The organism is Variovorax sp. CCNWLW235, from assembly GCF_037204085.1.
Classification (GTDB): Bacteria; Pseudomonadota; Gammaproteobacteria; order Burkholderiales; family Burkholderiaceae_C; genus Variovorax.
The window spans coordinates 321,490-335,109 of the sequence record NZ_JBBCBW010000002.1; the positions used below are offsets into that span (position 1 = coordinate 321,490).

12 protein-coding genes are annotated in these 13,620 nt (G+C 68.3%); 5 read left to right on the top strand and 7 right to left on the bottom strand.

Annotation, left to right across the window (positions count from 1 at the left end):
• From V9L21_RS04035 to hemC, 3 genes are read right to left on the bottom strand one after another with little or no spacing between them, the layout of a single operon-like run.
• A complete protein-coding gene (locus V9L21_RS04035) occupies window positions 1-1,095 on the bottom strand; it encodes a uroporphyrinogen-III C-methyltransferase (protein WP_337309360.1) in 1,095 nt (364 codons plus the stop codon).
• Window positions 1,092-1,865 (bottom strand): uroporphyrinogen-III synthase, encoded by a 774-nt coding sequence (locus tag V9L21_RS04040; protein ID WP_337309362.1) that lies wholly within the window; start codon window positions 1,863-1,865, stop codon window positions 1,092-1,094. Before V9L21_RS04040 ends, V9L21_RS04035 begins: the two co-directional genes overlap by 4 nt.
• Window positions 1,866-1,882: 17 nt before the next feature.
• Window positions 1,883-2,809, bottom strand: coding sequence for a hydroxymethylbilane synthase (gene hemC / locus V9L21_RS04045; RefSeq protein WP_337309365.1), 927 nt, complete (start codon window positions 2,807-2,809; stop codon window positions 1,883-1,885).
• Window positions 2,810-2,890: 81 nt separating this feature from the next.
• Between hemC and ppc the strand changes: the two genes are divergently transcribed.
• The 3 genes from ppc (at window position 2,891) to V9L21_RS04060 (ending at window position 7,716) form a co-directional block, all read left to right on the top strand.
• Window positions 2,891-5,737, top strand: a complete 2,847-nt coding sequence (ppc, locus tag V9L21_RS04050) for a phosphoenolpyruvate carboxylase (RefSeq protein WP_337309367.1) — start codon at window positions 2,891-2,893, stop codon at window positions 5,735-5,737.
• 31 nt (window positions 5,738-5,768) lie between these two features.
• Window positions 5,769-6,308 (top strand): hypothetical protein, encoded by a 540-nt coding sequence (locus tag V9L21_RS04055; RefSeq protein ID WP_337309369.1) that lies wholly within the window; start codon window positions 5,769-5,771, stop codon window positions 6,306-6,308.
• A 160-nt stretch (window positions 6,309-6,468) separates the two neighbouring features.
• Window positions 6,469-7,716 (top strand): MFS transporter, encoded by a 1,248-nt coding sequence (locus V9L21_RS04060; protein ID WP_337309371.1) that lies wholly within the window; start codon window positions 6,469-6,471, stop codon window positions 7,714-7,716.
• Here V9L21_RS04060 and V9L21_RS04065 read toward each other — a convergent pair.
• Window positions 7,688-8,653, bottom strand: coding sequence for a LysR family transcriptional regulator (locus V9L21_RS04065; RefSeq protein ID WP_337309373.1), 966 nt, complete (start codon window positions 8,651-8,653; stop codon window positions 7,688-7,690). The genes V9L21_RS04060 and V9L21_RS04065 overlap by 29 nt on opposite strands.
• A gap of 49 nt (window positions 8,654-8,702) precedes the next feature.
• Here V9L21_RS04065 and V9L21_RS04070 point away from each other — a divergent pair, with 49 nt between their 5' ends.
• Window positions 8,703-9,227: a GNAT family N-acetyltransferase gene (locus V9L21_RS04070; protein WP_337309375.1), complete on the top strand. Its 525-nt coding sequence runs from the start codon at window positions 8,703-8,705 to the stop codon at window positions 9,225-9,227.
• The gene (locus V9L21_RS04075; RefSeq protein ID WP_337309377.1) at window positions 9,214-10,470 is read left to right on the top strand and encodes an MFS transporter; all 1,257 of its coding nucleotides are present in this window, start codon (window positions 9,214-9,216) and stop codon (window positions 10,468-10,470) included. The genes V9L21_RS04070 and V9L21_RS04075 overlap by 14 nt, the downstream gene beginning before the upstream one ends.
• 23 nt (window positions 10,471-10,493) lie before the next feature.
• Here V9L21_RS04075 and V9L21_RS04080 read toward each other — a convergent pair whose 3' ends face one another.
• Genes V9L21_RS04080 through V9L21_RS04090 form a run of 3 tightly spaced genes read right to left on the bottom strand, consistent with a single transcriptional unit; the run spans window position 10,494 to window position 13,605 of the window.
• Window positions 10,494-11,765 carry an AI-2E family transporter gene (locus V9L21_RS04080; protein WP_337309379.1) on the bottom strand — a complete coding sequence of 424 codons (1,272 nt, stop codon included), beginning with the start codon at window positions 11,763-11,765 and terminating at the stop codon, window positions 10,494-10,496.
• A complete protein-coding gene (locus tag V9L21_RS04085) occupies window positions 11,762-12,508 on the bottom strand; it encodes a LytR/AlgR family response regulator transcription factor (RefSeq protein ID WP_337309381.1) in 747 nt (248 codons plus the stop codon). The genes V9L21_RS04080 and V9L21_RS04085 overlap by 4 nt, the downstream gene beginning before the upstream one ends.
• Window positions 12,505-13,605, bottom strand: a complete 1,101-nt coding sequence (locus V9L21_RS04090) for a sensor histidine kinase (protein WP_337309383.1) — start codon at window positions 13,603-13,605, stop codon at window positions 12,505-12,507. Before V9L21_RS04090 ends, V9L21_RS04085 begins: the two co-directional genes overlap by 4 nt.
• Window positions 13,606-13,620: the final 15 nt, after the last annotated feature.

Consider the following 13,620-nt stretch of genomic DNA (forward strand, 5'->3'; position numbering starts at 1 on the left):
TCAGCGCCCCGCCGCTGCCGTCGCCAGCGCGGCCAAGGTGTCGTCGATGCGCGGGGGTTCGGAGGTCTTCACCTGTGCCTGGAGCTGCTGCAGCAGCGTGGCGGCCGCTTGCGTGCGCCGCGACGCGGGATCGAAATAGCGGTTCAGCGATGCGGACACCGTGGCGAGCTCGCTGCGCGCGGAATCCACCTGCCGGGACAGCAGGGAAAGCCTTGCGTTGAGCAGCTTGAGCTTGAGGTTCTCGCGCAGGAAGTAGGTCTGGTCGGGCGCCAGCAGCACCGCCTCGGGCCGCTCGATGCGACCGACGCGCACCAGCGACCGCAGTTCGGCACGCACGGTCAGCAGCGCCCGCTCCCACCAGGCCGCATCGGCCGGAATGGGCTCTGGCTGCCAGGCGTTGACGCCGGAGCCGCGCGTGGCCACGGCATTGAGCGGCGGCAGGTCGTCCACGCTGCGCATCAGTTCGTCGAGTTTCTGCAGCGCCTCGCCGCTGTCGGCGCTGGCGCTGCTGCGCAGGCGGTCGGCGTCGCGCTGCATGGCGCGCTGCAGCGGCGCAAGCCTGGGCTGCGCGGCGCGCGCGATGCGCAGGTCGCCGGACTTGAGCGCTGCCAGCAAGGGCTCCACGCTGCCAGTGACCTGGGCCTGTTGCAGCGCCAGGCGCACAGCCGACTCGATGTCGACCACCAGGTTCTCGTCGCGCGAACGCGAGAGGCTTTGCATGAGTTCTTCGAGTTGCGAGCGCTGCAGCGCAACTTCGGCCACACGGGTCTCGGTAAGGGCGGCGCGCGCGGCGGTGTCGCGCACGGTGTCCATGGCCTGCCGCGCGAGCGTGCGCGCCTCGAGCGACTGGGCCTGCGCATCCGCGCTCTGGCGCGCGAGCTGCTCCTGCATGCCGCTCACCTTCTGCCAAAGCGCAATTGCAATGGCCAGGGCCGCGAGCGACACGACGGCCAGCAGGCCAAAGCCGATACGGGAAAGCGTTGTTGCGGCGGCCGCCAGCGCCTCTGGCGACTGCGGCGGCGCCACGAGCGTTGCGGGCACCGGCGCGGCGGCAGTTGGGGGGGAGAAGTCGTCGGACGGAGACGCGGCACTCATGAGAAGGATTCTATCGACGCGATCAACGCCTCACGCTGGGGGCTGCACACGCGCACCGTTCCGAATCCCGCGGCGCGCGCGGCTTCGCCGATGCGTGCGTGAGTGGCCACCGCGCTGGCTGCCTGCCAGCCGGTTGCGGGCATCGCCAGCCGCAAATTGGAGATCGCCTCCGAGCTGCTGAACAGCCAGACCGCGCGCCCTTCTGCACCGTCGAGTGCGAGCGCGCGCTCCTCGTCGCCAAAGGAGGGCGGCAGGCGGCGGTAGGCGACCACCGTGTCGCGCAATCCATGCGCGGCATCGATTTCATTGGCGAGCCAGTCGCGGCCCTTGGGGCTGCCCGCCGCGTCTCCGCCGCGCACGATCAGCACCCGCACGCCCGCCGAAACTTGGCCTTTCACGCGCTCCCACAAGGCTTCGGAGTCGAAGTTCGACGCATCGGGCGGCGGTGCGTCGATGGCTTCGTCGGGCACGCCGGCGCGCCGAAGTGCGCGCGCCGTGCCGGGGCCGGTGGCCCAGAAGCGCGGACCCGCCGCAACGGCATTCTTCTCGGCATGGAAAAAGAAGTGCTCGACTGCAGCCGCGCTCACGAACATCAGCGCGGCGTAGTCCGAAATGCGGCGCCATGCGGCCCGCAGGGGCTCAGCGTCGGCGGCCGGTTCGATGACGATCAACGGCAACGCCGCAGCAACCAGCCCTGCGGCGCGAAAGTCGTCCACCCACTGCGCGGCTTCGCGCGCCGGCCGCGTGACGATGACGGGCTTGGCGGCCATCTGTCTTCGGTCTGCGCTCAGTGCGCGCCGGCGTTACGCAGCAGATCCGCGGCCCGTTCGCCAAGCGCGCCCGCCTGCGCGAAATCGGCCGCTTCGGCCTGGGCGTGAATCCGCACCAGCGCGGCATTGCCTTCCGGATCGCCCCAAGCGGCATCGATGCGCAGCGTGCCGTCGGCCTGCCAGCGCGCGTGCGCCGCCAGCGGCATCGAGCAGCTGCCGCCCATCGATCGGCTCACCGCGCGCTCGGCGGCGGTGGCCAGCCAGTCGCTGCGGTACGACAGAGGCGCGAGCAATGCAATCAGGTCGGCGCGGTCGGCCCGCACCTCGATGCCGAGGGCGCCCTGCCCCGCCGCCGGCAGCATGGTGTCGGGATCGAACGCGACCCGGATGCGCGACTCAAGGCCGAGCCGCTTGAGCCCGGCCGCAGCGAGCACGATGGCGTCGTACTGCCCTTCGTCGAGCTTGCGCAGGCGGGTGTCGAGGTTGCCCCGCAGCGGCTCGATGCGCAGGTCGGGCCTCATGGCGCGCAGCAGCACCACGCGACGAAGGCTGGAGGTACCGACCACCGCGCCCTGCGGCAGCTCTTCCAGCGAGGCGTAGCGGGGCGACACCAGCGCATCGCGCGGGTCTTCGCGCTCAAGCACGCAGGCCAGCACAAAGCCCTCGGGCAAATCCATCGGCACGTCCTTGAGCGAATGCACCGCGATGTCGGCGCGGCCTTCTTCCAGGGCGAGTTCGAGTTCTTTCACGAAGAGGCCCTTGCCGCCCACCTTGCTGAGCGACTTGTCGAGGATCTGGTCGCCCCGCGTGGTCATTCCCAGCAGGCTGACCGTGTGGCCTCTTTCTTGCAGCAGCGCTTGCACGTGTTCGGCTTGCCACAGGGCCAGCCGGCTTTCGCGCGTGGCGATCACGATGTTGCTCAAGATCGCTCCCAAAAAGTACATGTTTCAGACCGCCGGAATGCTAGCATGTTGCGCCGCAGCAACGCAGGCGACGTCTCCTTTCTAGTCCAGGAAAAACATCGAATGAAAGCCAGCAAGACTCCTGCGCCCGCCAAGCGCCGGCAAGCCGAAGACCAGCCACTGATCGACGACATCCGGCTGTTGGGCCGCATCCTCGGCGACGTCATCCGCGAGCAGGAGGGCGAAGAAAGCTACGCGCTGGTCGAGAAGATTCGCACGCTCTCGGTGGCTTTCAGGCGTGACGCGGACCATGCGGCCGACCGCGCACTCAAGAACCTGCTCAAGGGCCTGAGCGCGGCCGAAACAGTGCGCGTGATTCGCGCCTTCACCTATTTCAGCCATCTGGCCAACCTGGCGGAAGACCGGCACCTGATTCGCCGCCGCACCGAGGCCGAGCGTGCCGGCGAGAGCGCCGACGGCGACCTGCAGACCGCCCTTGCACGCATCCGCAAGGCCGGCGTCAAGCCCGACGAGGTGGTGGCCTCTCTTGCACACAGCTACGTGTCACCAGTGCTCACCGCGCACCCCACCGAAGTGCAGCGCAAGAGCATCCTCGATGCCGAGCGCGCCATTGCCCAGCTGCTCACCACGCGCGACGAGATCAAGCTTCGCCAGAGCGCCTACGCAGGCGGCAAGGACGCGCTCACGCCGCTCGAGTTTGCCGAGAACGAAACCCAGATGCGCATCCGCGTGACGCAGATCTGGCAGACGCGCCTGCTGCGCTTCTCCAAGCTCACGGTGGCTGACGAAATCGAAAACGCGCTGAGCTACTACGAAGCCACATTCCTTCGCGAAATTCCGCGCGTCTATGCCGACCTGGAAAAAACACTGGGCCAGAACGGCGTGGTGCCCTCGGTGGCACCCTTCCTGCGCATGGGCCAATGGATCGGCGGGGACCGCGACGGCAACCCGAACGTCACGGCCGAAACGCTCGAGTACGCATTGCGCCGGCAGGCCGAGCTGGCGCTGCGCCACTACCTGACCGAGGTGCACTACCTCGGCGGAGAGCTCTCGCTCTCGGCCACGCTGGTCGACGTATCGGTCGAGATGCAGGCGCTGGCCGAGCGCTCGCCCGACACCAGCGAGCACCGCAAGGACGAGCCCTACCGCCGCGCACTCACCGGCGTGTATGCACGCCTTGCGGCCACGCTGCGCGACCTGACCGGCGGCGAGGCGGCACGCCACGCGGTGCCGCCGCAAAACCCCTACACCCGGGCCGAGGAGTTTCTGGCCGATCTTCACACCGTGGAACAGTCGCTCGCCGAGAAGCACGGCACCGTGCTGGCAGCACCGCGCCTGCGGCCGTTGATCCGCGCGGTCGAGGTGTTCGGTTTTCACCTGGCCACGGTCGATCTGCGCCAGAGTTCCGACAAGCACGAGGCCGTGATCGCCGAACTGCTGGCCACCGCGCGCATCGAACCCTCGTATGCGTCGCTGGCCGAAGAAGCCAAGCAGCAGTTGCTGCTCAAGCTGCTCGACGACGCACGTCCGCTGCGCGTGCCCGACGCGGAATATTCGCCGCTCGCGCAGAGCGAGCTCGCGATCTTCGCGGCCGCGCGCACCGCGCGTGCACGCTACGGCGCGGCGGCCATTCGCCACTACATCATCAGCCACACCGAAACGGTGAGCGACCTGCTCGAGGCCTTGCTGCTGCAAAAGGAAGTGGGCCTGCTGCGCGGTGCCATGGGCAGCAACGCAACCTGCGACCTGATCGTGGTGCCGCTGTTCGAAACCATTGAAGACCTGCGCAACGCCGCGCCCATCGTGCGCGCCTTCTACGCCCTGCCCGGTATTGCCGATCTCATAGAGCGCTCGGGCGCCGAACAGGACGTGATGCTCGGCTACAGCGACAGCAACAAGGACGGCGGCATCTTCACCAGCAACTGGGAGCTCTACCGCGCCGGCATCGCGCTGGTGTCGCTGTTCGACGAGCTCAACAAGAAAAAGAAGACCCACCCGATCCGCCTGCGCATGTTCCATGGCCGCGGCGGCACGGTGGGACGCGGCGGCGGCCCGAGCTACCAGGCCATCCTCGCGCAGCCGCCGGGCACGGTGCGCGGCCAGATCCGGCTCACCGAACAGGGCGAAGTCATCGGCTCGAAATACGCCAACCGCGAGATCGGCCGGCGCAACCTCGAGACGCTGGTGGCCGCCACGCTCGAAGCCACGCTGCTGCCGCAGGGCAAGTCGGCACCCGCCACCTTTCTTTCGGCGGCCGCAGAGCTGTCGACCGCAAGCATGGCGGCTTACCGCAAGCTGGTCTACGAGACCCCGGGCTTCGGCGACTACTTCTTCGGCTCCACGCCCATCCGCGAAATTGCCGAACTCAACATCGGCTCGCGCCCCGCCTCCCGCAACCCGAGCCACAAGATCGACGACCTGCGCGCCGTGCCGTGGAGCTTCAGCTGGGGCCAGTGCCGGCTCACCATACCGGGCTGGTTCGGCTTCGGCTCGGGCGTGGAGCAGTTCCTCGCGTCGGCCGGCACACCGGCTGCGCGCAAGGAGCGCGTGGCGCTGCTGCGCCGCATGTATGCGCAATGGCCGTTCTTTCGCACCCTGCTCTCCAACATGGACATGGTGCTTGCCAAGAGCGACCTCGCATTGGCTTCGCGCTATGCCGAACTCGTAGGCGACCGCAAGCTGCGCCAGAAGGTGTTCTCGATGATCGACACCGAATGGCATCGCACCTCCGACGCGCTCACACTGATCACCGGCGCCAAGCAGCGCCTCGAAGGCAATGCCGAGATGCAGCGCTCGGTGCGCCACCGCTTTCCGTACATCGACCCGCTGCATCACCTGCAGGTAGAGCTGATGCGGCGCTACCGCGCGGGCGAAGGCGGCGAGCGGCTGCAGCGGGGCATCCACATTTCGATCAACGGGGTGGCGGCCGGCTTGCGGAACACGGGCTGATGCGAGTGAACGCACAGGCAACCGCTCCGCCATGAGCACCATACAGTCCCGGCGCAAGCTGATCGTCGCCGTTCTGCTGTGCGTGGCTGTCGGCGGCGCGGTCGTGCGGCACTACGCAACTCCCGGCTCGACCACGCGCGACATCGGCACGCTGCTGATGGTGTTGTGGGTGCCGATCATCGGCAACGTCATCGCGTGGCTCATCGGCAAGCTGCCGCGGCGTGCACCACCCGCGCAGCCCGCGACCTTCGACGCTGCGCGCGCCTTCACGCCGCATCTTTCCGTCGAACTCACGCTGCGCCCACCGGCGCTGCCTTCGCACGACGTGCCGTTGGCGGCCGGCGAATACCGCTGCGCGCTGGTGATCGGCAACGAAGGTTTTTCGGCGCGGTGGCTCGTGCCGCACGGAGCGCAGCTCGAACGCGGAAAGCCGCACGCGCTCGACGTCGAGCTGCTGACGCCAGACATGGCGAGCGCGCGCTTTCCCGACGGTGCGGTCTTTCGTGTACTGGTCGGCGACTCTTTCATTGCCGACGGACGGGTGCTGCAGCACTGCCCGCCAGCCATCTGACACGGCGCTGCGAAACGAGCGATTGTTCGCCTCCGGGAAACTGACTACTGCCCGCAAGGCCCTTTGTGAAGAGCCCGTCCGCTTCGACACTGGACGGCCTTTCGCAAACAACGCATCGGTGCGCGCTTTTTTTCCGCCGATGCGACTCCAGGACCTTCTCATGATGAATTCACCCACCGGCAACCCCTGCGTGGACGATCTGGCTCGCGAGCCGACCAGGACGACCCGCTCCGCCTGGCTGGCGGTCAGCTCGATTGCCGTCGGCACCTTCGCAATGGTTTCGACCGAGTTCATGCCCATCGGCCTATTGACCGATATCGCCCGCGGGCTCAATGTGTCCGACGGCACGGCGGGGCTCATGATCACCATGCCAGGCGTGCTTGCCGCTCTTGCAGGACCCGGTCTCATCGTCGCTTCGGGCCGCCTGGACCGGCGCACGGTGCTGATCGCGCTCACCACGCTGCTGATCGCATCGAACCTGCTGGCGGCCTTTGCGCCCAACTTCGCCACGATGCTGGTCGCGCGGCTCATGCTGGGCCTGTGCGTGGGCGGTTTCTGGACCTTCGCACCCGCGGCTGCCACGCAACTGGTGCCGCAAGCCTCGAAGGCGCGGGCCATGTCGCTGGTGCTGGCGGGTGTGTCCGCGGCCGCGGTGCTCGGCGTGCCCGCGGGCTCCTTGCTTGGAACACTGTTCGGCTGGCGCGCCTCGTTCGCGGTGACGGGCGCGCTTGCCGCGGTCGTGCTGCTGGTGCAGCTGTGGCTGTTGCCTTCGATACCGCCGGTGCGCGCCATCGGCGCACGCGACCTGCTCACGCCGCTGACGCGCCGCATGGCGCAGGTCGGCCTGCTTGCCGTGCTGTTCTTCATCGCCGGCCACTTCGCGGCCTACACCTACCTGAAGCCGCTGCTGCAGCAGGTGTTCGGCCTGGCGCCGCACTCGGTCTCCACGCTGCTGCTGGTGTACGGCGCCGTGGGCTTCATCGGCACGTTCCTGGGCGGTAGCCTGGTGGCGCGCAGCGTGCGCGGCACCACCCTGCTCGCGGCGCTGATGCTGGCAACCGCGCTGCTGCTCTCGACGGTGATCGGCAGCGGCTTCGTGGCGGGCGCGGTCGTGGTCTTCATCTGGGGCGTGGCCTTCGGCCTGATTCCGGTGGCGCTCACGGGCTGGATGATGGAAGCGGTGCCCGACGCACCAGAAGCCGGGCAAGCCCTGCTCGTGAGCGGCTTCCAGGTGGCCATTGCCTCGGGCGCGCTGATCGGCGGCGTGACGGTCGACAACTACGGCATCTCGAGCGCGATGGTGCTCAGCGGCGCGCTGGTGCTGATTGCCGCGCTCATCGTCGGCACGCTGGGCCGCGCACGCAGCGGCGCGGCGCGTGCTACGTCTTCGGCCTTTTCGCCGGAGTAACGGCCGGAGTAACGGCCGAACTCCCCTTCTTGCCGGCCGCAAGAATCGCATCGAGCACCACGCGCAGCGCCTTGCTGACCGGCTTGTCGCGCCGGATCACGATGGCCAGCGTGCGGTGCATGCCGGGGTTCAGCCGGCTTGTCTTCAACCCGGGGTGGGCGCCGCGGCCCGCCATGGACATGCGCGGCACGATGCCGTAGCCCAGCCCCGCGGCCACCATCTCCTTCATGGCCTCGACACTGCCCAGCTCCATGACGGGCTGCGGCTGCAGACCTTCGGCGGCAAACCACCGGTCGACCAGCTTGCGCGTGTTGGCCGCAGGCTCGAACAGCACCAGCGGCAGCGCGGCCAGGTCGGCAGGCCCCACCCGGGCTTTCAGCGGAGCGAGATCGCCGCGGCCGATGGCGACGAACTCGTCGTCGAGCACCGGCAGCACGCTCAGCGAGCGGCCCGCCGCCGGCAGCGTGACCAGCGCGAGGTCGATGCTGTTTTCTTCCACCTTGCGGACCTGGTCGTCGGTGTTGCCGGTGCTCACCACGATGCCCAGCGCCGGAAACTGCTCCCGCAAGCCGCGCAGCAAGCCCGGCAGGAAATAAAGGCAGGCCGTTGCGCCGGTGCCCAGCCGAACGCGGCCCGTCACGCCGCTGGTGTGGTCCGCCAACGCGTCGATGGCGTTCTCCACAGCGGTCTCGATGTGCTGGGCGTGCAGCAGCAGTGCCGCACCGGCGGGCGTGGCCTTGGCCTGCCGGCCCACACGCTCCACCAGGCGCACGGCCAGCTTGCGCTCCAGCTGGCGGATCTGCAGGCTTACCGCCGGCTGCGTAAGGCCGAGCCTGTCGGCCGCGGCGGAGAAGCTGCCGGTTTCAATAACCAGCCCGAAGGACTTCAGCTGGTCGAGGTTCAATGTCTTTTCCAAAGTATTCCTTATGCTTTGCATAGGCTGGCCAAGCTTCACTTATCCATGACGGACCGTCAAGATCCGGGGCATGCCCTCACACCTCGTTGCCTCTACCTCCTTCGAAATCCTCGACGCCGAACCGCATCACATGCCCGCGGTGCAGGCCATCTACAGCCACTACGTGCTGCACGACCTGTGCTCCTTCGAGGAAGAGGTTCCCACCGTCCAGCAGATGCAGTCGCGGCGCGCCGACGTGCTAGCACGCGGCCTGCCCTACCTCGTGGCAATGAAGGACGGCGAGGTGGCCGGCTATGCCTATGCAAGCCCCTACCGCAGCCGGTCCGCGTACCGCCACACGGTGGAGGATTCGGTCTACATCGCGCAAGGCATGCAGGGCCACGGCATCGGCAAGGCGCTGCTTCAAGCGGTGATCGGGCGCTGCACCGATGGCGGCTTCACGCAGATGGTGGCGGTGGTCGGCAACAGCGCCAATGCCGGATCGCAGCGCCTGCATGAAAGCCTCGGCTTCGAACTGGTGGGTGTGCTGCGCAACGTCGGCTTCAAGTTCGGGCAGTTGGTCGACACCGTGCTCATGCAACGTGCACTGCGCTGAGCCGGCGCCCGCGCGCGGCTGGCTGGCGCTGCTGTGCGCGAGCCGGCTGCTGCAGGCGATGATCGTCACCGCCTACTCCGGCGTGCTTCCGTTCATGATGGCCGACTGGCACATGACGGCCGCGCAGGCAGGTTCGATCCAGAGCGCCTGGCACATCGGCTACATGAGCTCGCTGTTCGCGGTGGGCCTTCTGGCCGATCGCTTCGGCCCGCATCGCGTGTTCCTCTTCGGCAGCGCCATCAGCGCGGTCGCGGCAGCGGCTTTCGCAGTGTTCGCACACGACCATCGTTCGGCCATGCTGCTCTACGGCCTGACGGGTTTGTGCGCGGGCGCCTCGTACACGCCGGGCCTGCAGCTCCTGGCGCGCAACACCCAACCCGCCGTGCGCGGCCGCGCGATGGGGCTGTTTCTCGGCGCGGCGTCGATGGGCTATGCCTTGTCGCTCGCGATGGTGGCGGTGTTGAGCCATGTGCAGCACTGGCGGCTCGGGCTGTTCGTGGCGGCGGGCTGCACCTTTGCGGGTGCACTGCTGACCCTGCCCGCGCTGCGGCGCATGCGCCCGCCCGCGCCGCCCGCCAGTGCCGGCACGCCGCGCGAAGGCACCTGGCACGCGCTGCGCGAAACGGTGCGCGACAAGCCTGCGATGGCCGGCAACTGGGCCTACGCCTTTCATTGCTGGGAGCTGATGGCCCTGTGGGCGTGGCTGCCCGCCTACCTCGTCGCTTCCGCGGGCGGCAGTACGCCATGGCAAGGCGCGGGCATTGCACTGGCGGCGCTTGCCCACCTGGTGAGCGTGTTCGGCAGCATTGCGGGCGGCGCCGCATCCGACCGGTTCGGCCGTGCGCGAATCATGATGGTCGCCACGGTGGCCAGCCTTTGCATGTCGTTCAGCTTCGGCTGGATGTGGACCTGGCCGCTGTGGCTGCTGGCCGCAATGGCCGCCATCTACAACCTGCTTGCCATCGCCGACTCGTCGGTCTATTCGACCGCGCTGGCCGACGTGGTGGCGCCGCACCGCCTGGGCGTGGCGTACTCGGTGCGCTCGGTGATGGGCTTCGGTGCCGGCGCGTTGAGCCCCTGGGTGTTCGGCCTGGCGCTGGACTGGGGACAGTCGCAGTTCGGCTTCGGCAGCACCTACGGCTGGGTCGCGGCATGGAGTTCCGTCGGCCTGGGTGCGCTGCTGGGGCCGTGGATGATCGTGCGCTTCTCAAGGCTGAACCAGGCCCGCGCGCGATCCAGCTGAAGCCCTGTAGCGGCGCCAACTGCCTAGTCTCCCAGCAGCTCCCCGATCGGCTGCAGGTCTTCCACCCGGTCGCAGATCGACTTGACCACCATGGTGATGGGAATGCCCAGCAGCAGCCCCCACACGCCCCAGAGCCAGCCCCAGAAGATCACGCCGACGAACACCGCCACCGGGTTCATGCGGCTGGTGCGGCTGGTGAGCCACGGCAGCAGCAGGTTGCCCACCAGCGTGTGGATGAGCAGCGACGTGCCGGCCACCAGCAGCCCCATTTCAAGCGTGTTGAACTGCAGGAAGGCCACCAGCCCCGCGGCGGCCATGACGATGACGGAACCGATGTACGGAATGAGGTTGGTCACCGCCGCAACAATGCCCCACACGGCCGCGTTCTCCAGCCCCAGGCCCCAGAACGCGAGCCCCGTGGCCACACCGACCAGCACGCTGGTGAGTATCTGCACCAGCAGGTAGCGCTCGATGTTGCGCGTGATGTCGTCCAGCACGTGCACGGTGATCTTTTTCTTTTCCAGGCTGGGGCCGGTGATCTTGATCAGCTTGCGCCGGAACGTGTTGCCCGAGCACAGCGCGAAGAAGGTCAGAAAGACCACCAGCGTGAACTGCCCCGCCGCGGCCAGCAGCCCGACGGTGCCGCTCCACAGGTACTCGCGCACATTGAAGGCCGGCCGCTCGATGACGACGCGCGCCACGCCTTTGCGGGCCGCAACGCGGGCCGAATTTTCCTCGGCCGCGCGTTCGAGCTGCGCAGCGGCCTGCTGCACGCTGTCGAGCGGCGTGGCGGTGGCGCTCTTGTTGCTGCGCGTGGCCTGCCGCAGCTTTTGCGCTGCAACGGGCAGCGAATCGAGCAGTTCCGAGGCGCTGCCCGACAGCGAATAGCCCGTCCAGCCCAGGCCGCCGGTCAGGCCCAGCAGGATCACCGTCGCGCCGATCCAGCGCGGCACCTTCCAGTGCTCCAGCCGGTCGACCAGGGGCGAGAGCGCATAGCTCAGCAGCAGGCTCACCATCAGCGGAATGAAGACCGCCGAAGCCCATCGCAACGCGAACACGCCGGCCAGCACCGCAAGCACCACCAGCGAAGCGCTGCGCACATCGACCGGCATGTGCAGCAGCATGCGCGGGGGTTCGGGCTCCGGCTCCGGTTCAGGTTCGGGGGCGGCGGCAGCGGCTTGCGGCTCGGGCGCCGCCGCGGGCTCGGGGGGCAGTTCAGGCGGAGTTTCGGCAGCCTCCGGCGGAGGCTGTCCTGCTGCCGTTGTCTCGTCGGCGGTTTTCTTGTCGTCGGTCATCGGGCTTCCTTCAGCACTTCGCGCACTGCAGCCAGTTGCCGCCGCGAAACCGCGACGGGTTCGGGAATCGCGTCGAGCCGCAAGGCCCAGCCTTCGGCGTCTTCCCCGTCATCGTATTTCTCCAGCGCGCGGATGGCTGCGCGCGCCACTAGCGCATTGCGGTGCACGCGCAGAAAGCGCCCCGGGTACCGCTCTTCGAATTCGTTCAGCGAACCGTCCAGGATGTGGCTGCGCGTGGCGGTGCGCACCGTGAGGTACTTGTATTCCGACTTCAGGTAGAGCACCTCCGAGAGCGGCACCCGCTCGGCGCGGCCCCGGTCTTGAATGAGCACGCTCTCCTGCACGGCGTTGGCCTGCAGCGCCCGCCGCTCCTTCAGAAAGCGCTCGGCTTTTTGCAGCGCCTGCTGCAGGCGTTCGGCCCGCACGGGCTTGGTCAGGTAGTCGACCGCATCGAGGTCGAAGGCCGTGACCGCATGGGCCGCATGGGCTGTGACGAACACCACGGCCGGCGCGTCCGCCTGTTCGCGCAGCATGCGCGCCACCTCGATGCCATCGACGCCGGGCATGTGGACGTCGAGCAGCACAAGGTCGATTGCCATGCTCGCCAGGTGTTGCTGCGCCTCGGCGCCCTGGGCCGCCTCAGCCACCACTTCAGCCGCGGGCGCGCGGCAGTCGCGCAGCAAGGTGCGCAACCGGGAGCGCGCAAGGGTTTCGTCGTCGACGATCAGGGTCTTGAGGGTCATGATTCGGCGGGAATGGCAATGCGCACGCGGTAGTTCTTCTGGTCCATGCCGGCGCTGAACTGCATCTGCATGTCGTGCAGCAGCCGCAGCCGGTCTCGCACATTGGCCAATGCAATGCCGTGGCCGCGCGGCAAGGGCTCGTCGGCCCAGCGCAGGGGCGGAAGGCTGTTGACCACCTCGATCACCACCACGTCGCCCCGGCGCTCGGTGCGGATGCGCAGCCTGGCACCTTCGGGGCTGGGCTCCACGCCGTGCTTGATGGCGTTTTCGACCAGCGGCTGCAGCAGCAGCGGGGGCAGCCGCGCACTGCTGGCCGCGGCATCGAGGTCCCAGCGGATGCGCAGGCGGTCGCCGAAACGCACCTGCTCGATGGCCAGGTAGCGCTCGGCCAGCGCGATCTCGTCGGCCAGCGTGCCCGATTCGCCCGGGTCGGCCAGCGCCTGGCGGAACAGCTCGGCCAGGTCTTCCAGCATGGTTTCGGCCTTGGCGGGCTCTTCGCGCACCAGTGCAATGGCGCTGTTGAGGGTGTTGAACAGAAAGTGCGGGCGGATGCGCGACTGCAGTTCTTCCAGCCGGGCAGTCATTGCGGCGGGCGTCTGGCCGCGCGCGCGCAGCACCATCGCGGCCATGACCATGCCGGCAATGAAGGCGCCCGCCACGGCGCTGGCGAGCCACGGCGCCGTGCCCAGCACACCGGTCAGCCGCAAGAGGCCGCAGCCGTAGAGCGCCGAAACCGCGCCCAGCACTGCGCCCGCGGCGTACTGCGCCTGCCGCGGCAGGCGCCCGAGCGGCTTCTTGAGCGCGCAGGTAACCACCAGCCAGAGCAAGGTCGCTGGCAGCGCGCCGCCTGTGACGGTGGCGGTCTGCACCAGCCATTCGCCCGGGGAGGACGAGACGAAAAGCGTGGCGGTCGCCACCAGCGCCTCCACGAAGAGAACCGTGCGCAAAACCACGCCGATCTGGCAGGCGTCGAACAACCCGGAACTGCCGCGCGCAGGCAAACGCCCTCTTTCCGGCGAGGCCGGAGGCGTGGGGTTGGAGGTGGCCGATAAAATCGCCGGGTTGCGCATCACAGATACATTGGGTAACCAACCCATTATTGCCTCTCGAAC

Coding starts and splice junctions, on each gene's coding strand:
- V9L21_RS04065 (WP_337309373.1), bottom strand. CDS start 8,653: ATGCAAAGCATAAGGAATACTTTGGAAAAGACATTGAACCTCGACCAG.
- V9L21_RS04055 (WP_337309369.1), top strand. CDS start 5,769: ATGAGCACCATACAGTCCCGGCGCAAGCTGATCGTCGCCGTTCTGCTG.
- V9L21_RS04035 (WP_337309360.1), bottom strand. CDS start 1,095: ATGAGTGCCGCGTCTCCGTCCGACGACTTCTCCCCCCCAACTGCCGCC.
- V9L21_RS04060 (WP_337309371.1), top strand. CDS start 6,469: ATGATGAATTCACCCACCGGCAACCCCTGCGTGGACGATCTGGCTCGC.
- V9L21_RS04085 (WP_337309381.1), bottom strand. CDS start 12,508: ATGACCCTCAAGACCCTGATCGTCGACGACGAAACCCTTGCGCGCTCC.
- ppc (WP_337309367.1), top strand. CDS start 2,891: ATGAAAGCCAGCAAGACTCCTGCGCCCGCCAAGCGCCGGCAAGCCGAA.
- V9L21_RS04080 (WP_337309379.1), bottom strand. CDS start 11,765: ATGACCGACGACAAGAAAACCGCCGACGAGACAACGGCAGCAGGACAG.
- hemC (WP_337309365.1), bottom strand. CDS start 2,809: ATGTACTTTTTGGGAGCGATCTTGAGCAACATCGTGATCGCCACGCGC.
- V9L21_RS04070 (WP_337309375.1), top strand. CDS start 8,703: ATGCCCTCACACCTCGTTGCCTCTACCTCCTTCGAAATCCTCGACGCC.
- V9L21_RS04040 (WP_337309362.1), bottom strand. CDS start 1,865: ATGGCCGCCAAGCCCGTCATCGTCACGCGGCCGGCGCGCGAAGCCGCG.
- V9L21_RS04090 (WP_337309383.1), bottom strand. CDS start 13,605: ATGGGTTGGTTACCCAATGTATCTGTGATGCGCAACCCGGCGATTTTA.